Annotated in this window: 22 protein-coding genes and 1 pseudogene; 9 read left to right on the top strand and 14 right to left on the bottom strand. The window is 70.6% G+C overall.

What is annotated here, in order from left to right:
• Positions 1–26 precede the first annotated feature (26 nt).
• Entirely contained in the window at positions 27–614 is a 588-nt protein-coding gene (locus DFR41_RS24605; protein ID WP_017760471.1) for an NAD(P)H-dependent oxidoreductase, read from the bottom strand.
• A gap of 124 nt (positions 615–738) precedes the next feature.
• Entirely contained in the window at positions 739–1,386 is a 648-nt protein-coding gene (locus DFR41_RS24600) for a TetR family transcriptional regulator C-terminal domain-containing protein (RefSeq protein WP_114804669.1), read from the bottom strand.
• Between the two features lie 265 nt (positions 1,387–1,651).
• On the opposite strand from DFR41_RS24600, the gene DFR41_RS24595 reads away from it, so the two are divergent.
• Positions 1,652–2,722, top strand: coding sequence for a type II asparaginase (locus tag DFR41_RS24595; protein WP_114804668.1), 1,071 nt, complete (start codon positions 1,652–1,654; stop codon positions 2,720–2,722).
• 147 nt (positions 2,723–2,869) lie between these two features.
• On the opposite strand, the pseudogene DFR41_RS27800 reads toward DFR41_RS24595, so the two are convergent.
• The 5 genes and pseudogenes from DFR41_RS27800 to DFR41_RS24575 all read right to left on the bottom strand — a co-directional run.
• Positions 2,870–3,049: pseudogene (locus DFR41_RS27800) on the bottom strand (helix-turn-helix domain-containing transcriptional regulator); the annotation flags it as partial.
• 107 nt (positions 3,050–3,156) lie between these two features.
• Complete coding sequence (locus tag DFR41_RS24590) at positions 3,157–3,798, bottom strand: glutathione S-transferase family protein (protein ID WP_114804667.1); 642 nt, start codon at positions 3,796–3,798, stop codon at positions 3,157–3,159.
• A gap of 101 nt (positions 3,799–3,899) precedes the next feature.
• Positions 3,900–4,730: a phosphatase PAP2 family protein gene (locus DFR41_RS24585; RefSeq protein WP_114804666.1), complete on the bottom strand. Its 831-nt coding sequence runs from the start codon at positions 4,728–4,730 to the stop codon at positions 3,900–3,902.
• Positions 4,731–4,767: 37 nt separating this feature from the next.
• Positions 4,768–5,616: a metallophosphoesterase family protein gene (locus DFR41_RS24580; protein ID WP_052383736.1), complete on the bottom strand. Its 849-nt coding sequence runs from the start codon at positions 5,614–5,616 to the stop codon at positions 4,768–4,770.
• 17 nt (positions 5,617–5,633) lie between these two features.
• Positions 5,634–6,602: a diacylglycerol/lipid kinase family protein gene (locus DFR41_RS24575; RefSeq protein ID WP_114804665.1), complete on the bottom strand. Its 969-nt coding sequence runs from the start codon at positions 6,600–6,602 to the stop codon at positions 5,634–5,636.
• A 201-nt stretch (positions 6,603–6,803) separates the two neighbouring features.
• Between DFR41_RS24575 and glyQ the strand changes: the two genes are divergently transcribed.
• The 5 genes from glyQ to DFR41_RS24550 all read left to right on the top strand — a co-directional run bounded on the left by glyQ (position 6,804) and on the right by DFR41_RS24550 (position 12,377).
• Positions 6,804–7,742, top strand: a complete 939-nt coding sequence (glyQ, locus tag DFR41_RS24570) for a glycine--tRNA ligase subunit alpha (RefSeq protein ID WP_114804664.1) — start codon at positions 6,804–6,806, stop codon at positions 7,740–7,742.
• Between the two features lie 3 nt (positions 7,743–7,745).
• On the top strand, positions 7,746–9,884 hold the full coding sequence (gene glyS / locus DFR41_RS24565) for a glycine--tRNA ligase subunit beta (RefSeq protein ID WP_114804663.1): 2,139 nt from the start codon (positions 7,746–7,748) through the stop codon (positions 9,882–9,884).
• A gap of 36 nt (positions 9,885–9,920) precedes the next feature.
• A complete protein-coding gene (gene gmhB / locus DFR41_RS24560) occupies positions 9,921–10,562 on the top strand; it encodes a D-glycero-beta-D-manno-heptose 1,7-bisphosphate 7-phosphatase (protein ID WP_114804662.1) in 642 nt (213 codons plus the stop codon).
• A gap of 118 nt (positions 10,563–10,680) precedes the next feature.
• Complete coding sequence (locus DFR41_RS24555; protein ID WP_114804682.1) at positions 10,681–11,415, top strand: lysophospholipid acyltransferase family protein; 735 nt, start codon at positions 10,681–10,683, stop codon at positions 11,413–11,415.
• 26 nt (positions 11,416–11,441) lie between these two features.
• Entirely contained in the window at positions 11,442–12,377 is a 936-nt protein-coding gene (locus DFR41_RS24550) for a M48 family metallopeptidase (protein WP_114804661.1), read from the top strand.
• Positions 12,378–13,001: 624 nt separating this feature from the next.
• Here DFR41_RS24550 and DFR41_RS24545 read toward each other — a convergent pair.
• The 4 genes from DFR41_RS24545 to DFR41_RS24530 form a co-directional block, all read right to left on the bottom strand.
• Complete coding sequence (locus DFR41_RS24545) at positions 13,002–14,156, bottom strand: alpha-hydroxy acid oxidase (protein ID WP_114804660.1); 1,155 nt, start codon at positions 14,154–14,156, stop codon at positions 13,002–13,004.
• A gap of 54 nt (positions 14,157–14,210) precedes the next feature.
• A complete protein-coding gene (locus DFR41_RS24540; protein ID WP_114804659.1) occupies positions 14,211–15,872 on the bottom strand; it encodes an L-lactate permease in 1,662 nt (553 codons plus the stop codon).
• A 248-nt stretch (positions 15,873–16,120) separates the two neighbouring features.
• Positions 16,121–17,014, bottom strand: coding sequence for a LysR substrate-binding domain-containing protein (locus DFR41_RS24535; protein WP_114804658.1), 894 nt, complete (start codon positions 17,012–17,014; stop codon positions 16,121–16,123).
• Positions 17,011–17,955 carry a LysR family transcriptional regulator gene (locus DFR41_RS24530; protein ID WP_114804657.1) on the bottom strand — a complete coding sequence of 315 codons (945 nt, stop codon included), beginning with the start codon at positions 17,953–17,955 and terminating at the stop codon, positions 17,011–17,013. The genes DFR41_RS24535 and DFR41_RS24530 overlap by 4 nt, the downstream gene beginning before the upstream one ends.
• A gap of 66 nt (positions 17,956–18,021) precedes the next feature.
• Here DFR41_RS24530 and DFR41_RS24525 point away from each other — a divergent pair, with 66 nt between their 5' ends.
• Positions 18,022–18,996 carry a DMT family transporter gene (locus DFR41_RS24525; RefSeq protein ID WP_114804656.1) on the top strand — a complete coding sequence of 325 codons (975 nt, stop codon included), beginning with the start codon at positions 18,022–18,024 and terminating at the stop codon, positions 18,994–18,996.
• Here DFR41_RS24525 and DFR41_RS24520 read toward each other — a convergent pair.
• The gene (locus DFR41_RS24520; RefSeq protein WP_114804655.1) at positions 18,942–19,712 is read right to left on the bottom strand and encodes an SDR family oxidoreductase; all 771 of its coding nucleotides are present in this window, start codon (positions 19,710–19,712) and stop codon (positions 18,942–18,944) included. The genes DFR41_RS24525 and DFR41_RS24520 overlap by 55 nt on opposite strands.
• Before the next feature lie 165 nt (positions 19,713–19,877).
• Here DFR41_RS24520 and DFR41_RS24515 point away from each other — a divergent pair, with 165 nt between their 5' ends.
• The gene (locus tag DFR41_RS24515) at positions 19,878–21,476 is read left to right on the top strand and encodes an OpgD/OpgG family glucan biosynthesis protein (protein WP_114804654.1); all 1,599 of its coding nucleotides are present in this window, start codon (positions 19,878–19,880) and stop codon (positions 21,474–21,476) included.
• Here the strand turns inward: DFR41_RS24515 and DFR41_RS24510 are convergent.
• Positions 21,433–22,812 carry a leucine-rich repeat-containing protein kinase family protein gene (locus DFR41_RS24510; RefSeq protein ID WP_114804653.1) on the bottom strand — a complete coding sequence of 460 codons (1,380 nt, stop codon included), beginning with the start codon at positions 22,810–22,812 and terminating at the stop codon, positions 21,433–21,435. The two genes, DFR41_RS24515 and DFR41_RS24510, sit on opposite strands and share 44 nt — an antisense overlap.
• A gap of 36 nt (positions 22,813–22,848) precedes the next feature.
• Positions 22,849–23,937: an MBL fold metallo-hydrolase gene (locus DFR41_RS24505; RefSeq protein WP_114804652.1), complete on the bottom strand. Its 1,089-nt coding sequence runs from the start codon at positions 23,935–23,937 to the stop codon at positions 22,849–22,851.
• A 139-nt stretch (positions 23,938–24,076) separates the two neighbouring features.
• Here DFR41_RS24505 and DFR41_RS24500 point away from each other — a divergent pair, with 139 nt between their 5' ends.
• Positions 24,077–24,481 (top strand): MerR family transcriptional regulator, encoded by a 405-nt coding sequence (locus DFR41_RS24500; protein ID WP_017758347.1) that lies wholly within the window; start codon positions 24,077–24,079, stop codon positions 24,479–24,481.
• Positions 24,482–24,512 lie beyond the last annotated feature (31 nt).

Genomic DNA, 24,512 nt, shown 5'->3' with positions numbered 1-24,512 from the left:
CGGAGCGGGCGTGCATGGCGCGCTGCTTAGCGGAAGGCCGCCATGGCGGCGCCGACGCGGGCCTTGAAGCGGTCCAGCTGCGCCTCGGTGGCCACGTTCATGTGGTAGTGCGCGTGGTAGTCCACCCGCGCCTGGGCCGCGGTGAGCCGCTTCATGTAGCGGGTGATGATCTTGCGCGGCGGATCGCCCATGTACCAGGCCATCCAGCGCGGCCGGCCGTAGGTGACGACGGCGCTGATCCGCTTGATGTTGCGCAACATCGGCCGGACGTTGGCCGGGTCGCTGATGTCGAAGGCCACGCCGGGCATCAACAGCCGGTCGAACCAGCCCTTGAGCATGGCCGGCAGGCCGAAGCACCAGGTCGGGAAGCAGAACACGATGGCCTCGGCGCGCTCCAGCCGCTCGATGTAGGGCTGCAGCGGCACCCGGTTGGCCGGTACGTCGTGGTAGCCCAGGCGCTCCTCGCGCGACATCACCGGGTTGAAGCCCTCGGCATAGAGGTCGCAGTCGTCCACCTCGTGGCCCGCGGCGCGCAGGTTGCGCAGCACCTCCTGGTGCATGGCCGAAGCGAAGCTGGTTTCGACTGGATGGCAGTAGACGACGAGCACGCGCATGGTGTTTGACCGATGAGTCAGAGCAATCGGTCAAATTAAGCACGTGGCGTGCCAGGGCGGATGCACCGGGGCGGTGCGAGCAGGTCGGAGACGGGAGAAAGAGGGGGCGCGAGACGGGCCGCCGTCAGGCGTCCGCCGGCACCGCCATGCCGCAGCCGGCCAGTACGAAACCGATCAGCTCGCGCGCGATGGGCTCGCGGTCGATGTGCGCGTCATCGGCCAGGCCGCCCATCGAGCGCACCTGCAGCGCATAGTCGGCGTGGTACTGGGTCATGGCCCAGATGTGCTGCAGCAGCAGCCGGCCATCGAGCGGGCGCATCAGGCCGCGGGCGATCCAGCCGTCGATGATGTCGATCTTCTTCTGCGTCCACTGGCGCGACATGGGCCAGAAGCGCTCCAGGTTGCGGCCGCCGTCCAGCACCTCGCGCGTGAAGATGCGCGACATCTCCGGCTTGTCGAAGGCATGGTCCAGCTTCTGGCGCACATAGGCCGCCAGCACCCGGGCCGGGTCGTTGGCATGCTCGTCGAAGGAGAACACCACCTTCCACTCGTGCAGCACCTGCATCAGCAGCTCGGAATACAGCTCTTCCTTGCCGGCGATGTAGTAGTGCAGCTGCGGCTTGGTCAGACCCGCGCGCTGGGCGATGGCCTGGGTGGAGGTGCCCTTGAGGCCATGCAGGCTGAACTCGGTGATGGCCGCCGCGCGGATGGCCGCCAGGATGCGCTCGCGCCCGGGGCGTGCGCGCGACAGAGGCCCGTCGGGCGCGGGCATCTCCTGCGGGGGCGGGGTGCCGTCGGCAGGCAGGTCGGGATCGGAGAGATGGGGAGGCAAGGCGCAGCGCGAGGGCGGTCGAGAGTCGCGCGATGGTACTGCGGGGCATGGCCGGATGCCGCTTCGGCATCGACCCGGGCCGGCCGCGGCACAAATCATGAGTAGCGTTGCGGGCGGCCGCATCGAGGGTCCTGCAGCAAGTCCGCAGCGCTTGCTTCAGGAGCGTGCAGGCCGTGTGATCCCACATCAAGAACGGAGTTTCCGCATGTACCTTTCCTACCGTCTTCGCGCTCTCGCCGCTGGCGCCGCGCTCATGGCCGGCGCCGCCCTGGCCCAGGCCCAGCAGGCCCTGCCCAACGTGGTGATCCTGGCCACCGGCGGCACCATCGCCGGCGCAGGCGCCTCGGCCGCCAACAGCGCCACCTATGCCGCCGCCAAGGTGCCGGTGGACAAGCTGATCGCCGGCCTGCCCGAGCTGTCGAAGGTGGCCACCGTGCGCGGCGAGCAGGTGTTCCAGATCGCGTCGGAAAGCTTCACCAACGACAACCTGCTGACCCTGGCCAAGCGCGTCTCGGCCCTGGCCAAGCAGGCCGACGTGGATGGCATCGTCGTCACCCACGGCACCGACACGCTCGAAGAGACGGCGTACTTCCTCAACCTGACGGTGCACACGGCCAAGCCCATCGTGGTGGTCGGCTCCATGCGCCCCGGCACCGCCCTGTCGGCCGACGGCGCGCTGAACCTGTACGACGCCGTCAACGTCGCCGCCAGCAAGGACGCATCGGGCAAGGGCGTGCTGGTGACGATGAACGACGAGATCCAGTCGGGCCGCGACGTGGCCAAGGCCATCAACATCAAGACCGAGGCCTTCAAGAGCCAGTGGGGCCCGCTGGGCATGATCGTCGAGGGCAAGAGCTACTGGTTCCGCGCGCCGGTGAAGAAGCACACGATGCAGTCGGAGTTCGACATCGACCAGATCACCACGTTGCCCGCCGTGGACATCGCCTACGGCTACGGCAACGTGCCCGCCGCCCAGTACGAGGCCATCGGCAAGGGCAAGGCCGCGCTCGTCCATGCCGGCACCGGCAACGGCTCGGTGGCCGACCGCGCCGTGCCCGCGCTGCAGAAGCTGCGCAGCGACGGCGTGCAGATCATCCGCAGCTCGCGCGTGAACACCGGCGGCTTCGTGCTGCGCAATGCCGAGCAGCCGGACGACAAGTACGACTGGGTGGTGGCGCACGACCTGAACCCGCAGAAGGCGCGCATCCTGGCGATGGTGGCGCTGACGAAGACGCGCGACACGAAGGAGTTGCAGCGGATCTTCTGGGAATATTGACCACCCCATGGCACGGCCTCACTGCGTGTGGCCGTGCCTCCCCTCAAGGGGCGGCCCCTGCGGCCCGGCAGAGCCGGTTCCGCGGGGCCTGCCTGTATGGCCTGCTCCGCGGCCTTTTGCCCAGGGGGTGACGTGTGCGGGCCGGCGTCAGGACCGCAAGTTGTCGCGGCTGACGTTGGCTTCACTGATAACGCGGCCCATGTTCCTCGCGCGGGCGATATCGCCGAGGGCCCGAGCGATGCCGGCGGCATCGTCCGGCGCCTCTTCTAGCCAAGCATCACGGTAGGCCGTCATTTCCTCGGGCGTGCGCAGGTGCGTCGCCACGTCATAGGCGGAAGTCTTCTCTTCGCCGGCTTGTCAGTGCGTGCATTGGCTCTTCTGTGTCGGTGGGCTGCGGAGGCGATGTGGCCGCCATGAGGTGGCTGCGCGGGAGCCTACCCCAGCATCGGCACCAGATCCGGATCGCCCTTGGCCATCGCGTGCTGGTAGGCGGGGCGGGCGCCCATGCGTTGCAACCACGCGCGGATGTTGGGGTAGGACGCGAGGTCCACGGGCTGGAACAGGCGCATGGTGCTGAGGGAGAAGACGCTCATGATGTCGGCGGCGGTGAATTCGGCGCCGGCGAGGTGCTCGGCCTCGCCCAGGCGCGCTTCCACCAGTGCGAGCACGCGGTCCAGCCTGCCCTGCACGGCCTGCTGCACCGGATGGTCGGCGGGCAGGCCGGCGCGGCTGACCATCATCAGGCGGCCCATCACCGGCTGCAGGTTGCCGTTGGCGAAGTGAAACCAGTAGAGGTAGTGCGAGAAGTCGGGATGCTCCGGCGCCAGCCGCAATCGGCCCTGGCCATGGCGGGCAATCAGGTAGTCGACGATGGCGGCGGATTCGGCCAGCACCAGACCGTCGTCCTCGATCACCGGCGCGGCGCCCAGCGGATGCAGCGCCTTGAGTGCTGGCGGCGACAGCATCGTCGTCGCGTCGCGCTGGTGGCGCACCAGGGTGTAGGGAATCCCCAGCTCCTCGCAGAGCCAGAGGATGCGTTCGGACTGGGAGCGGCCCAGGTGGTGGATCGTGAGCATGCGCGGGATTGTGCGGCCCGGCATGCGGTGGCCTTGCGCTGTGCCGTGCCGTGTCGCGAGGGGCCACTGAATTTCTCGCTGCACGGCCGCACGAACCGCGCTCAGGCGGCCGGCACGTACCGCCGCGCGCGCCGCCGGTGACGCGCCGACTCGGCACTGACGATGCTGATCGCCAGCCAGGCCGCGCCCGAGCACAGGCCCGCGACCACGTCCGTCAGGAAGTGCGCCTGCAGGAACACGCGGCTGGCCGGGACGGCCACGGCCATCGCCGCAGCCAGTGCCAGCATCGGCAGGCGCAGGCCCTTGGGTCCGATGCGCAGGCACAGGTAGGCCAGCATGCCCCACAGCACGATCGCGGCCGAGCTGTGGCCACTGGGAAAGCTGAAGCCCGTCGCATTCACCAGCAGCGTGTCGTGCACCGGCCGCACGCGCTCGAAGATCTGCTTGAGGGAATAGTTGAGGACCGCGTTCCCCGCGTTCGCCAGCAGCCAGCCCGAGGCGAAGCCCGGGTGGCCGCGCAGCCGCAGGAACAGGGCGAAGAGCAGCACGAAGGTGGCGACCGGCAGCGGGTCGCCGATGTGCGTGAAGACGGAGAAGGCCTGCCGCGCCCAGTCGGGCGTGTGGGTGCCCACGGCCATGCTGAGGGCGTCATCCATGCGGCCCATGGGGCGGCCCTCGCCCAGGTGCCGGGCAAACAGGGTGAACAGGCTGGCCAGGCCGATGATCAACAGGAAGCCGATCACGAGCCCGGGCACGAGGCGGCCCAACTGCGGCGGCGCATCGGGCTCTGGCCGGGTGCGGCGGCGCCAAGCCAAGCCCAGGCTGCCTGCGAGCAGTGCCAGCAGCATGGCCGCGAGCACGATGAAGGGAAAGGCCGTCCAGGCCAGGCTGCCCATGCGCGCACCGAGCGCGCTCCAGTCGTCAGAGGTCATCGATCCTTGGGTCGGGTACAGGTCCAGCCCGGTGGTGTCAACCGCGGGCCGGAAGTTCCAGGGTGTCGGTCAGCGCCAGTGCGAAGGCGTCGAGGCGGGCGTCGAAGTCCCACCGCTCCAGCATGCAGCAGCGTCGTCCGTCGTCGCCCGGCCCAGGCCAGCGCAGCAGGTTGACCGAGTTCGGGGCGCCGGATCGTACCCGCGAGGACACGGCCGTTCCCGCCTGCACGGCCCAGGCGCCGCCGGCCTGGGGCAGCGGCACGGCAAAGGGCAGGTGGATGTGGCCGCCCAGCACCAGGTCCACGCCGGCCTGGGCCCAGCGTGCCAGTGCGGCTTCGCGGCCGTGCAGCAGGTTCTCGTGGTCCTCCGGCCGGGTGACGGCCACCGGCTGGTGCACCATCACCACGCGCAACTGCGTCGGTCCGGCGTCTGCCAGCCGGCGGGCGACGCGATCGATCTGCGCGGGGCTGATCTCGCCGTCGCTGTGGCGCCAGCGGCGGGTGGTCTTGGCGCCCAGCACCAGGCAGTGCGGCAGGTCGAGCGCGGGCTCCAGGTCGTCCCCCAGCGCCGCCTGGTAGCGGCGGTAGGGCGCAAGCAGCCGGGTGCCGAGGTCGAAGAGCGGAATGTCGTGGTTGCCGGGGATGACGAGCACGCGTGGCGCATCCAGTCGCTGCAGGAACGCGCGGGCGGCTGCGAACTGCGCCCGTGTGGCGCGCTGGGTGATGTCGCCGCTGACCACCACGGCGTCGGCCGCCTGGGCATGCACCCACCGGACCAGCGCTTCGACGACCGGCGCTTGCTCCGTGCCGAAATGCGGGTCGGACAGGTGCAGCAGCACGCAGTCACGCTCGACGGGCAGGCTCCCGGGTGGCAAGGCGTGAGGCATGGGCGCGGGTCGGTCCCTCATGCGCGTTCGGCCTTCGCATCCAGGCGCTTGACCAGCCAAAGCGGCCGCGGCGAGACGCGGAAGCGAAGCGGCATGTCCATCCACTGCACCTCGCCGTCGGTGGCCACGCGCACGCGTCGGCGCCCGGAGGAGGCGCCGGTTGCCGCCTGCACCTCGATCTCGCGGAAGGTGAAGCTGCGCACCTTGGAGGCGCTGCCCAGTCTGCCCAGGGCCGCCCGCAGCACCAGCCCGATCATGGCGAGCCGGCCCAGCGGCTCCAGCGCGATGGCGGCCAGGGCACCGCCGTCTTCCACGGCCTGGCCTTCCTCCACGCCCACCTGCTCGAACTGCAGCGCGTTGTTGCCGACGAAGAGCGTGGGCGTGCGCAGCACCTGCGTGCCACCGCCGGCGCTCACGTTGAGCGTCCAGGTGCGAAAGCCCTTGAGCAGCGTGGCCAGCGCGGCGCCGAAGGCCACCCAGCGTCGGCGGCCGAAGCGGGCCTTGAAGTCCTCGCGCTCCTCCAGCATGCGGGCATAGAGGCCCAGGCTGGCATTGACCAGGAAGGCGCGATCGTTCACCTCGCCGGCCTGCACCGGCTGCGGCGTGCCGGTCAGCAGGGACTGCAGCGATTCCTCGATGGGCGCGGGGATGCCGTGCACCCGGCTGAAGTAGTTGAACGTGCCCTGCGGCAGCACGCCGAAGGCGCAGCCGGCGCGCAGGGCCGCATGGGCCACCGCGTTGATCGTGCCGTCGCCACCGGCCGCGACCGCGATGCCGCCCTGTGCCAGGGCCGATTCGACCGCTTCCCGCGCCAGGTCGGGCACGCGGCGCCCTTGGCCGACGACCCGCAGCGTCAGCGGCCGGCCGGCGGCGCGGCAGGCGGCCTCGATGGCCTGGCGCGTCTCGTCGGCGCTGCCTCGGCCCGATCCACGGTTGAGCACCACGAAGAGCGGTGCGGCAGGGGCAAGGGCAGGGGCTGCGGGCATGGGGGACAGGCGGGGTGTCGGGCGAAGCCGACATGCTCCTGACAGGAAGCCGACTTGGCCAGGCCCACGCGCCGCCAGCCCGTGTAGTCGTCCGCCGGCCTCGCATGCCCGCCGCGGCGCCGCGCGGCGGGCGCGCCCATAAAATGCGCGGTTCCCTGCGCCGGCGCTGCGACTGCCTCCGGCCTGCCTTCTTCCCGCACCATGCTGACCTTCCAACAGATCATCCTCAAGCTCCAGGCCTACTGGGACGCCCAGGGCTGCGCCCTGCTGCAACCCTACGACATGGAAGTGGGCGCAGGCACCAGCCACACCGCCACCTTCCTGCGCGCCCTGGGCCCCGAGCCGTGGAAGGCCGCCTACGTGCAGCCCAGCCGCCGCCCCAAGGACGGCCGCTACGGCGAGAACCCCAACCGGCTGCAGCACTACTACCAGTTCCAGGTGGTGCTCAAGCCCGCGCCCTCCAACATCCTCGAGCTCTACCTGGGCAGCCTGGAGGCTCTGGGCTTCGACCTGAAGAAGAACGACGTGCGCTTCGTCGAGGACGACTGGGAGAACCCCACGCTCGGCGCCTGGGGCCTGGGCTGGGAGGTCTGGCTCAACGGCATGGAGGTGACGCAGTTCACCTACTTCCAGCAGGTGGGCGGCATCGACTGCCGGCCGATCACCGGCGAGATCACCTACGGGTTGGAGCGCCTGGCCATGTACATCCAGGGCAAGGAAAGCATCTTCGACCTGGAGTACGCCCCGGGCGTCACCTACGGCGACATCTACCACCAGAACGAGGTGGAACAGTCCACCTACAACTTCGAGCATTCCGACGCCGACTTCCTGTTCACCGCCTTCGGTGCGCACGAGAAGCAGGCGAAGCACCTCATGCAGGAGAAGCTGGCGCTGCCCGCCTACGAGCAGGTGCTCAAGGCCGCCCACACCTTCAACCTGCTGGATGCACGCGGCGCCATCAGCGTGACCGAACGCGCCGCCTACATCGGCCGCATCCGCAACCTGGCCCGTGCCGTGGCCCAGAGCTACTACGACAGCCGCGAGCGCCTGGGCTTCCCGCTGGCGCCGCGCGAATGGGTCGCGCAGATCCCCAAGAAGAACAACGAGTCCACCGCCGCCGGCGAGAAAGCCGCCGCCTGAGCCATGAACGCCACGTCCTCGCATCCCAGCCTGCTCGTCGAACTCTTCGTCGAGGAACTGCCGCCCAAGGCGCTCAAGAAGCTCGGCGACGCCTTCGCCAGCGTGCTGCGCGACCAGCTCGTTGCGCAAGGTCTGGCCGGTGGCGCCTCGGTGCTCACGGCCTATGCCTCGCCGCGCCGCCTAGCCGCGCACCTGACCCACGTCGCGCCGCGCGCCGCCGACAAGGCCGTCTCGCAGAAGCTGATGCCGGTCAGCGTGGGCCTGGATGCTGCCGGCCGGCCCACGCCCGCGCTGGTCAAGAAGCTGGCCGCGCTGGGCCTGGACGCCTCGGCCGCCGCCGGCCTGCGCCGCGCGCCCGATGGCAAGGCCGAGGCGCTGTTCCATGACAGCACCGTGGCCGGCGCCACGCTGGCCGAGGGCCTGCAGAAGGCCCTGGCCGAGGCCATCGCCAAGCTGCCGATCCCCAAGGTCATGAGCTACCAGCTGGAGGCCCGCTGCGAGCTGCCCGGCTGGAGCAGCGTGAGCTTCGTACGCCCGGCGCACGGCCTGGTGGCGCTGCACGGCGCCGAGGTGGTGCCCGTCACCGCCCTGGGCCTGGAAGCCGGCCGCGACACGCACGGCCACCGCTTCGAGGCCGCGGTCGACCCGGTCGTGCTGCGCGACGCCGACCACTACGCACTGCAGCTGGAGGAAGAGGGCGCCGTCATCGCCGGCTTCGAGGCCCGCCGCGCCGAGATCGCGCGGCAGCTGGCCGCGGCCGCCCTGGCCGTGGGCAATGGCTGCGAGCCGATCCGCGACGACGCCCTGCTGGACGAGGTCACGGCCCTGGTCGAGCGGCCCAACGTGCTCACCTGCAGCTTCGAGCAGGAGTTTCTGGGCGTGCCGCAGGAATGCCTCATCCTGACGATGAAGGCCAACCAGAAGTACTTCCCGCTGCTGGACGCGCAGGGCCGGCTGACGCACCGCTTCCTGGTGGTGAGCAACATCCGCCCCGACGACGCGAGCGCCGTCACCGGCGGCAACGAGCGCGTAGTGCGCCCGCGCCTGGCCGACGCCAAGTTCTTCTTCGACCAGGATCGCAAGAGGACGCTCGAATCGCGCCTGCCGCTGCTGGACAAGGTGGTCTACCACAACAAGCTGGGCACGCAGGGCGAGCGCGTGCAGCGCGTTGTGGCCATCGCCAAGGCCATCGCCGCCCAACTGGGCGACGGCGCGCTGGTGACCCAGGCCGAGCAGGCCGCCCGGCTGGCCAAGACCGACCTGGTCACCGACATGGTGGGCGAGTTCCCCGAGCTGCAGGGCATCATGGGTCGCTACTACGCGCTCAACGACGGCCTGCCCGCGGCCGTGGCCGACGCCATCGAGGACCACTACAAGCCCCGCTTCGCCGGTGACGAGCTGCCGCGCGGCACGGTCGGTCTGGCGGTGGCGCTGGCCGACAAGCTGGAGACGCTGGCCGGCATGTTCGGCATCGGCAACCTGCCCACCGGCGACCGCGACCCCTTCGCGCTGCGCCGCCATGCGCTGGGCGTGGTGCGCATGCTGATCGAGCGCGACCTGCCGTTGGAACTGCCTGCACTGATCGACATCGCCCTCGGCGCCATGGGCCCGCTGGCCACCGATGCCAACGCCCGCACCCAGCTGCTGGACTTCATCCAGGACCGCTTGGCCGGCAGCCTGCGCGAGCAGGGCGCCAGCGCCCAGGAAGTCGACGCCGTGCTCGGCCAGCGCCCGCCGCGCCTGGCCGAGGTGCCGCGCCTGCTGGCCGCCGTGCGCGCCTTCGCCCGCCTGCCCGAGGCACCGGCCCTGGCGGCCGCCAACAAGCGCATCGGCAACATCCTCAAGAAGTCGCCCGAGGCCGACGCCCACGTCACCGAAGGCCTGCTGCGCGAGCCGGCCGAGCAGGCGCTCTACCAGGCCATGCAGCAGGTGGTGCCGCAGGCCGACGCGCAGTTCGCCGCCGGCGACTACACCGCCTCGCTGCAGACGCTGGCTGCGCTGCGCGCGCCGGTCGATGCCTTCTTCGACGGCGTGATGGTCAATGCCGAAGAGGCCGACCTGCGCCTGAACCGCCTGGGCCTGCTGGCCGCGCTGCACCGGGCGATGAACCGCGTGGCGCTGCTGGAGCGGCTGGCGGCCTGACCGGCCTCTCGCTCCCCCTTCACCAGCGAGTCCACCATGCCCGAGAACGTCCGCCAGCAGCAGCGCAGCCAGGCCCTCAAGCTGGTGATCCTGGACCGCAACGGCAGCATCAACGAGCACCGCGACGACTTCGTCAAGAGCGACACCGAGTGGACGCCGCTGCCCGGCGCGCTCGAAGCCATCGCACGGCTCAACCAGGCGGGCTGGCATGTGGTGATCGCCTCCAACCAGTCGGGCCTGGGCCGCGGCCTGTTCGACGTGGCCTCGCTCAACGCCATGCACGCCAAGATGCAGAAGATGCTGGCCACCTTCGGCGGCCGGGTCGACGCCATCTTCTACTGCCCGCACAGTCCCGAGGACGACTGCGACTGCCGCAAGCCCAAGCCGGGCCTGTTCCGGCAGATCGGCGAGCGCTTCGGCATCGACCTGCGCGGCGTGCCCACGGTGGGCGACAGCCTGCGCGACCTGCAGGCCGGCGCCGCCGCGGGCTGCGAGCCGCACCTGCTGCTCACCGGCGTGGGCGCGGCCTGCCGCGGCGTGCATCCGCTGCCGCCGGAGTTCCCGCCGGGCACCCAGGTGCACGAGGACCTGGCCGACTTCGTCCGCTTCCTGCTGGCGCGCGAGGCCCATGCGGCGCCCGCGCCCCCGGCCGGCGCGCCCGCGGCGCCGCGCAGCTGATGGTCCGTCCGGCATCGACCCTGTCCAACCGCCGTGGCGGCTGGCCCTGTCCCTGATCCGGTCCGACTTGCCGGGCGCGGCGCTTCCTCCTCCCTTCTCCTCCTCCTTCCTCGTTCCGATGGCCTTTCTCCGTTCGACCCTTCACGTGTTGTGGATGGCGGTCACCGTCGTCCCCTACGCCATCGTGCTGCTGCTGGCCTCGCTCTTCGTGCGCGGCGAGCCGCTCTACCGCATCGCCGCCGGCTGGCTGGGCGTGGCCATCGGCGGCGCGCGCTGGATCCTCGGCATCCGGCCCGTGGTCATCGGCATGGAGAACCTGCCGCAGGACAAGGAGGCCGGTGCCGTGCTGCTGGTCAAGCACCAGTCCACTTATGAGACCTTCCTGATGCCCACGCTCATGCCGCATCCGCTGGCCTATGTATTCAAGAAGGAGCTGCTGTACGTGCCCTTCTTCGGCTGGGCCATGTCGCGGCTGGACATGGTGCACATCGACCGCAAGCAGCGCACGCAGGCCTTCCAGAAGGTGGTGGCGCAGGGCAAGAAGCTGCTGGGCAAGGGCGTGTGGATCATCATGTTCCCCGAAGGCACGCGCATCCCGCGCGGCGAGGTGGGCCAGTACAAGACGGGCGGCACGCGGCTCGCGGTGGAGACCGGCGCGCCGGTCATTCCCATTGCCGTGACCTCCGCCCGCTGCTGGCCGCGCAAGGCCTTCGTCAAGACGTCGGGCACGGTGCATGTGTCCATCGGCCCGGCCATCCCGAGTGCCGGCCGCAAGGCGGACGAACTCATGGTCGAGGTGCAGGCCTGGATCGAGGCCGAGATGCGCCGCCTGGACCCGGAGGCCTACCGCTGAAGGCGGCTGGCAAGCAGGGCGCAGGCATGCACCGGCTGTTGCAGCTGACGCTGGACCTGTTTGGCGATTCGCCGGCGCCAGCGCCGTCGCCGGCCGTCGAGCCGCCGGTCGCTCCCGCAAAGCCGCGCGGCGTGGCGCCATCGCCCGAGGGCGGTGCGGCGCCGGCCAGGCCGCTGCGGGCACCGGACGCCCGCACCCTCGTCTTCACCCATCCGCGCGCCTCGCGCGAGATCGTGCTGGGTGACGTGCGCATCGCCTATGCCTTCGACCGCGGGCACCGCCGCACCATCGGCTTTTCGGTGAGCGGCGAGGGCCTGGCCGTGCGCGCGCCGCGGTGGGCGGCCATCCGCGATGTCGAGTCGGCCCTGCAGGAGAAGGCGGGCTGGATTCTGCGCAAGCTGTCGGAGGCGCGTCAGCGCGAGTCGCAGCAGGAGGCTGGCCGTATCGCTTGGCGCGATGGCGCCCAGCTGCCCTTTCTGGGGCGGATGGTCACCTTGCGCCTGGACCCGACCGACCGCCAGGCCGGCGCGGGCGGCCTGCTGGATGTGGGCGACGGCAGCGCCGAGGCGCCGCAGGTGCTACGTCTGGCACTGTCGCCGGACGTGGGCGAGGCGCGCATCCGCGATGCGGCGCAGGCCTGGCTGACGCGACAGGCGCGGCGTGTCTTCGCGGAGCGGCTGGCGCACTTTGCGCCGCAGTTGGGCGTGCAGTGGACCAAACTGTCGCTGTCCAACGCCGCCACCCGCTGGGGCAGCGCGAGTGCGGATGGCTCGATCCGTTTGAACTGGCGGCTGATCCACTACCGGCTGCCGATCATCGACTACGTGGTGGTGCACGAGCTGGCGCACCTGCGGGTGATGGACCACAGTCCGCGCTTCTGGGACGAGGTGGGCCGCGTGCTGCCGGACTATGCGCAGCGGCGGCAGGTGCTGAAGGACGAGCCGGCGCCGCGCTGGGGGTGAGGCCCAGCCTGGGCTGGTTCTAGGCCGGGGTCGGTTCGGTTGTGCTCGGGTCGGGGGGCGGGCGCCGGGGTGCATGTGCCAGGGTGCGCGCGGCGGGGCCGGGGCCTGGGGGCCGCGGGCTCATACTTTTTCAGAAACCGCCCGCGGCCCCCAGGCCCCGACCCCGCCGCGCGGGAGACGATGGGGGTGCACTGCGAGAGCCGGTGCAAGACTGGCGCCCGACCAACAAACGTCCTTTCGAGGCTGGCAGGGCGCTCATGCCAGCCGATCGACCATCACGCAGGCCCTGGTGCCGGTGAGGGCGTGGCGGCGCGCCTGTGGGGTGCCGAGGAGCGCAGGGCGGACGGCTGCGGGCCTGCCGAAGGACAGGCCCGCTTCGTGAACTGACTCGCGGCAGTTGTTTGAGCGCAGCGCGAAGCGCGTAGCGAGTTCTGCCGCGGCCCGTTTGCCCGAGCACCGCAGGGAAGTCGGCGCGCAGCGCCGACCGCCCCACTTGAAGCGCCGCCACGCCCTCACCGGCACCAGGGCCGGACCACCGACAACGACGGAACCTGCCAGCCCTTGTCGAGGCAGAACCTCAAAGCCTCAAAGCCCAGGCACATCCAACACCCTGAGCCCCCGGCCTCAGGCGACCGGATACGTCCCCGGCAACAGAATGCTCCGGTCCACGTTCTGCAGTTGCGTGTGCCCGCAGAAGGCCATCGTGGTGTCCAGCTCCTTGTGGATGATCTGCAGCGCGCGCGTCACGCCCGCCTCGCCCATCGCGCCCAGGCCATAGACCATCGAGCGGCCGATCATCGTGCCGCGCGCCCCCAGGGCCCAGGCCTTGAGCACGTCCTGGCCGCTGCGGATGCCGCCGTCCATCCATACCTCCAGCCGGTGGCCCACCGCGTCCACGATGGCGGGCAGGGCCGAGATGCTGCTGGGCGCACCGTCGAGCTGGCGGCCGCCGTGGTTGCTCACCACGATAGCGTCGGCGCCGGCATCGGCGGCCATGCGGGCGTCTTCCTCGACCATGATCCCCTTCAGGATCAGCTTGCCGCCCCACTGCCGCTTGACCCATTCGATGTCGGCCCACGACAGGCGCGGATCGAACTGCTCGTTGGTCCAGGCGGCCAGCGAGCTCATGTCGCTCACGCCCTTCACATGGCCCACCAGGTTGCGAAAGGTGCGGCGCTTCGTCTGCGCCATGCCCAGCACCCAGCGCGGCTTGGTCGCCAGATTGAGGATGTTCTTGAGCGTCGGCCGCGGCGGCGCTGTCAGGCCGTTCTTGAGGTCCTTGTGGCGCTGGCCGATCACCTGCAGGTCGAGCGTGAGCACCAGCGCGCTGCATTTGGCGGCCTTGCAACGGTCGATCATGCGGGCCATGGCGTCGCGGTCACGCATCATGTACAGCTGGAACCAGAAGGGTGCCGTCGTGTTCTGCGTGATGTCCTCGATGGAACAGATGCTCATGGTCGACAGCGTGAACGGAATGCCGAACTTCTCGGCCGCGCGCGCCGCATGGATCTCGCCGTCGGCATGCTGCATGCCCGTCAGGCCCACCGGCGCGATGGCCACGGGCATCTTCGCGGGTACGCCCACCATGGTGGTGGCCGTGCTGCGGTTCTCCAGGTTGACGGCCACGCGCTGGCGCAGCTTGATCGTGTGGAAGTCCTCTTCGTTGGCGCGGTAGGTGCCTTCGGTCCAGGCGCCCGAATCGGCGTAGTCGTAGAACATGCGCGGCACGCGCTTCTGCGCCAGTACGCGCAGGTCTTCGATGTTGGTGATGACGGTCATGGATGGTTCGCAGGGACGGATCCGGCGCGCGACGCACGCGCCGGGCCGGCTTGTTCAGTGGACCACGGTCAGGGTGAAGGGCCAGACATACGCCTGCAGCGTCACATACAGCCCCACCAGCGCCGCGAGCGCGATCGAGTGGAAGAAAACGTAGCGCAGGATATCGCCTTCATGATTGAACCAGCGGGTGGCGGTGGAGGCGACGACGATGGACTGCGCGTCGATCATCTTGCCCATCACGCCGCCCGAGCTGTTGGCCGCGCCCATCAGGTTGGGCGACAGCCCCAGCTGCTCGGCCGCGACCTTCTGCATGCCGCCGAAGAGCACGTTCGACGCCGTGTCCGACCCCGTGAGCGCCACGCCGATCCAGCCCATCAGTGTGCCGAAGAAGGGATACAGCACGCCGGTGTTGGCGAAGGCCAGGCCCAGCGTGGTGTCGGTGCCCGAGAAGCGCGTGAGCGTGCCGAGCGCCAGCATCAGCACGATGGTCAGCAGCGAGTAGCGCACCATCCACAGCGTGCGCAAGAAGGTGCCGACGATGGCCACCGGGCTGTACTTCATCAGCAGGGCGCTGAGCACCGCCGCCAGCAGGATGCCGCTGCCGGTGGCCGACAACAGGTTCAGCACGTAGACGGCCGCCTCCTTGTGGGGCGTGGTCACCACGGGCGGCATCTTGTCGATCATGTTGTGCAGGCCCGGCATCGGGAAGCTGGGCGCGAACAGCCCGTTGAGCCAGGTCTTGACCGCCGGCAGGCCCCAGACAAAGACGAACACCGACAGGATCAGCCACGGCATCCAGGCTCGCACCAGCGCGGCGCGGCTGTGCTGGCGCACCGGCTGCGGCGGCTTGGCCTCGGCAGCGCTGGGGTCGTTGCCGCGCATGGAGGGCGAGGTCCAGATGCGCTTGGGCTGCCACACCCGCAGAAAGGCCACCAGGCTCAGCATCGAGACGACGGCCGCGATGATGTCCACCAGCTCCGGGCCGATGAAGTTGGAGACCAGGAACTGCGGCACCGCGAAGCTCACGCCCGTGACCAGGATGGCGGGCCAGATCTCCATCATGGCCTTGCGGCCGGCGAAGGCCCAGATCAGCCAGAAGGGCACCATCAGCGAGAAGAAGGGCAGCTGCCGGCCGATCATGGCCGTCACCTCCATCAGGTCGTAGCCGTGCACCTTGGCCAGCGTGATCACCGGCGTGCCCAGCGCGCCGAAGGCCACCGGCGCCGTGTTGGCGATCAGCGACAGGCCCGAGGCCGCCAGCGGCGAGAAGCCCAGCCCGATCAGGATGGCCGCCGTCACCGCCACCGGCGTGCCGAAGCCGGCCGCGCCCTCGAAGAAGGCGCCGAAGCAGAAGGCGATCAGCAGCAGCTGGATGCGCCGGTCCTCGGTGATGCCCGACAGCGAATCCTGCAGCACCGCGAAGCTGCCGTTCTGCTCGGTCAGCTGGTGAAGGAAGATGATGTTGAGCACGATCCAGCCGATGGGCAGCAGGCCGGTGAAGGCGCCGAAGAGCGCCGCGCGCCCGGCCAGGTCGGCCGGCATGCCGTAGGCGAAAACGGCCACCAGCAGTGCCGCGACGAGGCCCATGCCGGCGGCGATGTGCGCCTTGATGTGGAAGAGGCCAAGGGCGGCCAGCATCACCACCACCGGGATCGCCGCGAGGGCGGTGGAGATGAACATGTTGCCGAAGGGGTCGTAGATCTGCTGCCAGGGCATGGCGTGTGTCTCCTCGCGTGTTGTTGTGGACATGGACTGCGTACGACGGCCGGGCCGGCAACCGTGCAGCGTGGCGCGACTGTAGGAGCGGGGGCTGCCGTGCGATTGAAAACGACGCGCGCCCGGCGTGAATCTTTTTCACGGGGTGCGCCTGCGCAAGGCGGGAGGGCTTCGACGGGCTCAGCCCGAGCGGGGTTGGGCGGCGGGCCTCCGCAGCCGGGCCCGGACGGAGGGGCGAGCCAGCCTGCTCAGTCCCGCATCGCCTGCCGGATCCAGTCGACGAAGGCGGCGCACTCCCAGCGTTCCAGCGTGCCCGGCTTCCAGCACAGGAAGTAGTCGTGCGGCGAGCGCACGCTGCGTCGCGACAGGCGCACCAGCCGGCCGCTGTCCAGCCAGCCCTGGCCGAGCCGCAGGCGCATCAGCGCCACGCCGAAGCCGGCGACGGCGGCGTCCAGCACCAGGCCCAGGTCGTTGAACTGGTTGCCCGAGGCCGGCTCGGGCAGGCCGATGCCGCAGGCGCGGAACCAGGTGCGCCAGGGCTCCAGCGGCGAGCGGATCAGGTGGGCGCGGCCGATCTCGGCCTCGGTGTCGAAGTCGCCCTCGAAGGGCCCGGCCTCGCCCAGGTACTCGGGGCTGCAGACGGGGCAGACCTCGTCGGAGAGCAGGTGCATCGATTCCCGGTCGGGGAAGGGGCCGACGCCGAAGCGCAGCTCGATGTCGGCCTCCTCGGCCGTGACGTTGTGGATGGGAATGGCCACCTGCAGCATCAGCTCGATGTCGGGGTAGGCATGGCGGAACAGCGCCAGCCGCGGCAGCAGCAGCTGGCGGGAGAAGGTGGGCGTGACGGCCACGCGCAGCCGCGTGGAGGCGGGCGCTGCCCGGGCCGGGCGCGGTGCGTCCTGCAATGCGGCCATGGCTTCGCGCACCCGCAGCAGGTAGGCCGCGCCCTCGGCCGAGGGCAGGAACTCGCCGCGCGCCGCGAAGAGCTTGAGCCCCAGCTGCGTCTCCAGCTGACGGATGCGGTGGCTCACCGCGCTGGGCGTGACCGACAGCTCGGCCGCCGCCTGCGTCACGCTGCGCAGGCGCGCGACGGCCTCGAAGGCCAGGAGGGACTGGATGGGCGGGATGCGGACGGCGGTCATGGGGTGGGCATGGGCGGTCGAGGATCGGACGTGGGCGAGAGGCGGGCCGCGAGGTGGTCGATCACGGTGCGGCATTTGGGCGGCAGGTGGCGGTCCGGCGGATAGAGCAGCCAGGCCTGGCCGCTGTAGGGGCCAAGGAATTCCCAGTCGTCCAGCACCGGCTGCAGTTCGCCCGCGGCCAGCGCGGCGCGAACGCTGAAGTCAGGCAGGCAGGCGATGCCCAGGCCACGGCGCGCCGCATCCAGCCGCGCGCCGCTGTGGTTGACGGCGTAGCGGCCATGCACCGCCACCTCTACCTGATCGTCGCCCCGGCGCAGGCGCCAGTGGTGGTCGCGCGGATGCTCGCCCAGCCACAGGCAGCTGTGGCCGGGCAGGTCCTGCGGATGCGCGGGGACGCCGGCCGCCGCCAGGTAGGCGGGTGCGGCACACAGCAGGTGGCGCACCGGCATCAGCGGCCGTCCGGCCAGGCCTTCGGGCGGCTGGCGGGTGATGCGCACGACCAGGTCCACCTCCTCGCGTACCGGGTCGATGTCGCGGTCGTCGGCGACCAGGTGCACCTCCAGGCCGGGTTGCGCGGCCAGCAGCTCCAGCACCAGCGGATGCAGCACGTGGAGGGCCAGGGCCTTGGGTGCGCTCAGCCGCACCACACCAGCCGGCGTCGCTGCGAAGCGCTGGCCCACCTGCAGCGTGGCCTGGGCCGCGGCCACCAGTTCGGCGCAATGGGCGAAGGCCTCGCGGCCGGCCTCGGTCAGCCGCTGCTGGCGGGTGGTGCGGGCCAGCAGGCGCACGCCCAGGGCCTCCTCCAGCCGCGCCACCTGCCGGCTCACGGCCGAGGGCGTCATGCCCAGCGCGCGGGCGGCGGCGGAGAAGCTGCCGCGCTCGGCCACCTGGGCGAACGCCACCATCTCGGACAGCAGGTGCAGCGGCGCATTGATTCCCATGGGGAAGGGATTTTGTTCCGGCGCAGCGGCTGGTCGTCAGAGGGTGGCCACCGAAGAATCGCCGGCATGCCGATCACCTCCCCTTTTCGCCTGCGTGCCCACCGGATGGCGCGCGCCCTGGCCGCGCCCGAACTGCTGCTGCTCGCCGTGGCGGCCGTGTGGGGCGCCAGCTATGCCGTCACCAAGCCGGTGCTGGGCCAGATGCCCGTGGCCGCGTTCCTGGCGCTGCGCTTTGCCCTGACCTTCGTGGTGCTGGCGCCCGCGTTGCGGCCGTTGCTGCGCCCGGGCGGGGCGGCGGGGCTGGCGGTCGGTGGGGTGCTGGGACTGTTGCTGCTGGCCATCTTCGTGTGCGAGACCGAGGGCCTGCGGCGCACGCCAGCCGGTCAGGCCGCTTTCCTGATCAGCCTGTGCGTGGCCTTCACGCCCTGGGTGGAGTGGGCGCTGTCCGGCCGCCGGCCGGCGCTGCGGCTCTTTGCGGCCACCGGCCTGTGCGTGGCGGGCACCGCTTTGCTGGCGCTCGATGGCCAGGCTCCGGCGGGCCATGCCGCGGGCGCGGCGCTGATGCTGGCGGCGGCGTTGCTGCGTGCCTGCATGGTGTGCCTGACGCGGCGCCTGGCCCCGCGCCACGCGTTGCCGGCGCTGTCGCTCACCGCCGTGCAGTGCGGCGTGGTGGCGCTGGGGGCTTCGGTGCTGGCGCTGCGGCCGGGCTCGGGCGGCTGGGTGCTGCCGCCCGCTTCCGTGGGCTTCTGGGCCGCCATGGCCTTCCTGGTGCTGGGCTGCACCGTGTTCGCCTTTTTCGCGCAGAACCATGCGGTGCAGCGCATGCCGCCCAGCCGGGCCGCGCTGCTGATGGGCAGCGAGCCGCTGTTCGGCGCGCTGATCGCCGTCGCCCTGCTGGGCGAGCGGCTGGATGCGGCGGGCTGGCTCGGCGGGTTGCTCATCGCCGGCGCCGCGGCCTGGGCCGGGCTACCGCGCCGCCAACGCGCTCAGCGCCCCCAGGCGCAGCCGCCGTCCACCACCAGCGTGGAGCCGACCACGTAGTCGCCCGCCCGCGAGGCCAGGTAGATGGCGGCGCCGGCCATGTCCTCCGGCGTGCCCACGCGGCGCAGCGGCACGCGGTCGGCCACCTCCTCGGCGTGGTCGCGGGCCTCCTTGTTCATGCTGGAGGCGAAGGGGCCCGGCGCGATGGCGCTGACCACGATGCGCTGCGGTGCCAGGTGCAGCGCCATGCGCTTGGTCAGGTGGATCAGGCCGGCCTTGCTGGCGGCGTAGGAGTAGGTTTCCCACGGGTTGACCGAGATGCCGTCGATGGAGGCGATGTGGATCACCTTCGCCAAGTGGTCGGTGGCCGCCTTCTTGAGCATGGGCGTCAGCGCCTGCGTCAGGAAGAAGGGCGACTTCATGTTGAGGTCCACCACCTTGTCCCAGCCGCTTTCCGGAAACTCCTCGTACGGCGCGCCCCAGGCCGCACCGGCGTTGTTGACCAGGATGTCGAGCGAATCCTCGTGCTTGGCATAGGCGGCGACCAGCGCCTGTACGCCTTCCATCGTCGACACGTCCGCCGGCAGCGAGATGCAATGGCCCAGCGCCGACAGCTCCTTCGCCGTCTGGTCGCAGGCCTCGGCCTTGCGGGCCGAGATGTAGACCCGGGCGCCCTGCGCGAGGTAGCCCTCGGCGATCATGCGGCCGATGCCGCGCGAGCCGCCGGTGATCAGGGCCGTGCGGCCCTTGAGCGAGAAGAGGTTCGAGGTGTCCATGGTGCGTGTCTCCTTCGGTGGCGCAGCTTAAGAGGGCCTGCGGCCCGGGGCCGTCGCCAAGGCGCCAAACGCAACCGGATGCATCGAAGCGGATTTCCGACATGAGGGGAATCCCGGGGCGCGGTATGGTTGCGGCCTTCACAAGAACAACGCCTGCCCCTGCCTATGCTCGACCGACGCTCCTTCGTCTCTTCCGGCGCCGCCGCCTTCGCCCTGGGTCTTCTGGGCCGGCCCGCCTCCGCACAGAACGCCAAGGCCCTGCAGCTGAGCCAGCCGCGGCCCTTCTCGTGGGACGGTCTCGTGGCCGACGCCCAGGCCCTGGCCGGCCGGCCCTATGCACAGGAGAACCGCCTGCCGAAGGACGTGCTGGAGCGCATCGACTACGACGCCCACGGCAAGATCCGCTTCGACACCGACTACGCGCTGTTCAAGGACGGTCCCGGCGCCTTTCCGGTCACCTTCTTCCACCTGGGCCGTTTCTTCCAGGTGCCGGTGCACATGCATGTGCTGGAGAACGCGGGCGGCGACGTGTTCTCGCGCGAGATCGTCTACGACAGCGCCTATTTCAACATGCCGGCCGACAGCCCGGCCAGGCAACTGCCCGACGGTGCGGGCTTCGCCGGTTTCCGCTTCCAGGAAAGCCGCCTGGGCGACCAGACCAAGCTGGACTGGCGCAAGAACGACTGGGTCGCCTTCCTGGGCGCCTCCTACTTCCGCGCCATCGGCGAGCTCTATCAGTATGGCCTGTCGGCCCGCGGCATCGCGCTGGATGTGGCGCTGCCAGACCGGCCGGAGGAATTCCCCAACTTCACCCGCTTCTGGTTCGAGCCGCCGAAGGACGACGCCACGGTGGTCGTCTATGCATTGCTCGAAGGCCCGAGCGTCACCGGCGCCTTCCGCTTCGTCATGCAGCGCAAGGCGGCGGTGATCATGGACATCGAGCAGCGCCTCTTCCTGCGCCGCGACGTGGGCCGCCTGGGCCTGGTGCCGCTGACCTCGATGTACTGGTATTCGGAGACGCTGGGCGCCCGCGGCATCGACTGGCGGCCCGAGGTGCACGACTCCGACGGCCTCGCGCTGTGGACGGGTGGCGGCGAGCGCATCTGGCGCCCGCTCAACAACCCGGCCGTCACCCGCGCCTCGCAGTTCAACGACCGCGCGCCCAAGGGCTTCGGCCTGCTGCAGCGCGACCGCGCCTTCGACCACTACCAGGACGGCGTGATGTACGACAAGCGTCCGAGCCTGTGGGTGGAGCCGCTGGGCGACTGGGGCGACGGGTCGGTGCAGTTGATCGAGATCCCGACCGACGACGAGATCCACGACAACATCGTCGCCTTCTGGGTACCGGCCGCGCCCGCCACCAAGGGCAGCAGCTACAGCCTGCGCTACCGCCTGTACTGGCAGGCCGATGAGCCATTCCCCGGCCCGCTGGCGCGCTGCGTGGCCACGCGCATCGGCCGCGGCGGCCAGCCGGGGCAGCCGCGTCCGCAGGGGGTGCGCAAGTTCATGGTCGAGTTCGTCGGCGGCACGCTCAAGGACATTGCCTTCGGCGTCAAGCCCGAGGCCGTGCTCACGGCATCGAGCGGCAGCTTCTCGTACGTCTTCACCGAGGCCGTGCCCAACGGCGTGCCCGGCCACTGGCGTGCGCAGTTCGACTTCACGCCCGCGGCCGGCAACAACGAGCCGGTGGACATGCGCCTCTACCTGCGCAACGGCGGGGTCACGTTGACGGAAACCTGGCTGTATCAACTGCAGCCGGGCTGATCGCCGCCCAGCGGGCCGTGGCAGCGGCAAGGTCCGCTGCGGTGGGTCGTCGAGCGGCATCTGCGTGCATGCACGCCTGCGCGTACGCCCGGGCCGCCTCGGCTCCAGCGCGGTCTTGCTCGCCTAGACACTCTGCGTGCGCCACCAGTTCGGACAGCAGGACGCCGAAGGCACGCACGTCCATGCGCCGAAGAGCTTCACCCATCTCACCGTCTGGCGCGAACGCCGCAGCGCCGAAATCGCCGAGCAGCGCGGTCGCTTCACCGGCGGGCGCGTCGGGGCGCCACAGCAGGTTGTGGGCATACAGATCGCCATGCACCAGGCCCCGCGCATGCAGGTGGGCCAGCGCCGAGGCCACGTCGGCCGCGATGCGCAGGGCGACGTCGGGGGGGATGCGCAGGTCGGCCGGGTACACGTCGCGGGTGCAGCTGTCGAAGCTGGGCGGGCCGGCCAGCGTGCGGTAGTGCCGCGAGATGCGTGACATCACCAGGCCTTGCGTACCCTCGGGATGACCTTGCAGCCGCCCGAGCACCGGAATGAGCCGGGGATGCGTGCCCGCCGCCAGGCTGGCCGCCATCTCGGTCAGTGGCCAACCGTCGCTGGTGACCTCGCCCTTGAAGAGCTTGACCGCCACGGCCTGCGCCGACGCGCCTTCGCCCAGCATGCCGGCATGGATGCGGCCCGAGGCGCCCTCGCCGAGCAACTCGCCTACCTGCACCGCCGACCAGTCGATGGCGTCCGAGGCGAGGCCATGGCGTGCCGCGTCCTCGACTGCCGCATTGAATGCGTTGCCGCCCACGGCCAGCCACGACAGGGCCGGCAGCTCGGCCAGCCAGCCCGGCAGCGCCTCGAAGCGGTTGGCAGCGAGGCGCAGCAGTTCCAGCGCCTGGCACTGTCGCAGGTCGGGCAGGGCCGCGAGCCGGTTGCCGGCGAGCATCAACTTCTGCAGCCGCGGGCGCCGGCCCAGGTCGGCAGGCAGTTCGACGAGGTCGTTGTCGGTCAGGATCAGCCAGCGCAACCGCGTGGGCAACGCCTCGGCGGGCACATGGGCGATGCGGTTGGCCTTGAAGCCCACCATCTCCAGCTGCGGGCAGCGGCCCAGCGCGGCCGGCAGTTCGGTGAAGCGGTTGGACGAGGCGAAGAAGACGCGCAGCCGGTGCAGCCGGTGCAGGTCGTCGGGCAGCGTGTTCAGGCAGTTGCCGGAGAGGTCCAGCACCTCCAGCGTGTCGGCCAGGTCGAAGATCTCGCGGGGGAAGGTGTCGAGATCGGCCGCGATGCGCAGCCGGCGCGCGCCAGCCATCTCGCCCGCGCGCAGCCGTTGCAGGTCGTCGGTCATCGAGGCAGTTTAGGGGGCTCCCTCGACCCCCGGCCTTCAGGCTAGGCGGAAGCGGTAGACGCCGTCCTCGCCGAGCTCGCGCCGCAGCTGGCCGGCGAACCAGAGGCAGTGCAGGTGGGCGATGGTCTCGCCCAGGGCGAAGGTCATCTGGTGCAGATCGAGTTCGCGCTTGAACAGGATGGGCAGGGCCTCGGCCGCCGTATGCGGCTTCTGTGCGCAGGCGGCCTGCAGTTCGGCCAGACGGTCGCGGTGGTGCTCCTGCAGCTGCTCCACGCGGCGGTGGATGCCGCGGAAGGGCTTGCCGTGGGCCGGCAGGCCCAGTGTCTCGGCGGGCAGGGCGTTGAAGCGTTCGATGCTGTCGAGGAAGAGGCGCAATGAATTGGCTTCGGGCTCGCCCGCATGCACGCTCACGTTGGTGGAGATGCGCGGCAGCATCATGTCGCCGCCCAGCAGCACGCCCGCATGGCGGCCGGCCTCGTCCTGCCACTCCAGCGATTCGCAGAACAGCGAGATGTGCTCGGGCGCGTGGCCGTAGCCGGCGATGCAACGCCAGTCATGGTCGCCGATGCGGACCACATCGCCGTCCATCATGCGCACGAAGCGGTCGGGCACGGCAGGCACCATGCTGCTGTAGTAGCTGGTGCGCGCGCGCAGCTTCGCCAGCGCTTCGGCGTCGTTCATGCCATGCGACGCGAAGAAGGCGGCGGCGGCCTCGCCGCCGGCCAGCGTGTCGCCGGCGGTGCTGAGCACGCGGGCCACGTGGTAGTCGGTGGAGCTGATCCACAGCGGCGCGTTCCAGCGCTCGCACAGCCAGTGCGCCAGGCCGATGTGATCCGGGTGCATGTGGGTGACGATCACGCGCAGGATGGGCAGGCCCTGCAGTTCGGTCTCGAACACCTGCTCCCACTGCTGGCGCGCCTCGTCGCGGGCGATGCAGCAGTCCACCACGCTCCAGCCCTCGCGGCCGTCGATGCAGTCGCGCAGCAGCCACAGGTTGATGTGGTCCAGCGCGAAGGGCAGGCCCATGCGGATCCAGCGCACGCCGGGCGCGACCTCGATCGTCTTGCCGGGCTCGGGCAGGGCGTCGCCCAGGGGGTAGTGGAGTTCGCGTTCGAGGAGGTTCATGCGGCATTGCCGGGGGCAGCCGGCTCGGCTAGGATTGACGTTTACGTCAACGTAAGAGTTGCGGTCATTGTAGGCAGCGCCGCCCGATGGTGCTGTCACCGGTGCGCGACCCTTCGGCGGGCGCGGCGATCCCTCTCGCATGTCCAACACCACTTTCACCATCGGCGAACTGGCCAAGGAATTCGACCTCACGACGCGGGCCATCCGCTTCTACGAGGACATGGGCCTGCTCGCGCCCGAGCGCCAGGGCCGCAACCGCGTCTACACCGCACGCGACCGGGCGCGGCTGCTGCTCACGCTGCGTGCCAAGCGCCTGGGCCTGAGCCTGACCGAGGCGCGCGACGTGCTCGACATGTACGACAGCCCGCGCGACACCGTCCCCCAGCTCGAAGCCTTTCTGCGGGTACTGGGCGCCCACCGCGAGCGGCTGGAGGCGCAGATGGCCGAGCTGCAGGCCAACCTGGCCGAGGTGCGCGCGCAGGAGACGGCCAGCCGTGCCGCGCTGACGCGTGCGCGCAAGGCCGCCACCAGGGCCACCGCGTAGGACGACGCGCCGCCCACTGACACAATGCCCG

Origin of the sequence: Pseudacidovorax intermedius, from assembly GCF_003350475.1 — a bacterium.
GTDB lineage: Bacteria > Pseudomonadota > Gammaproteobacteria > Burkholderiales > Burkholderiaceae_C > Xenophilus > Xenophilus intermedius.
The sequence above is the reverse complement of the archived record's forward strand: the minus strand, read 5'-3'. Positions and strand labels throughout refer to the sequence as shown.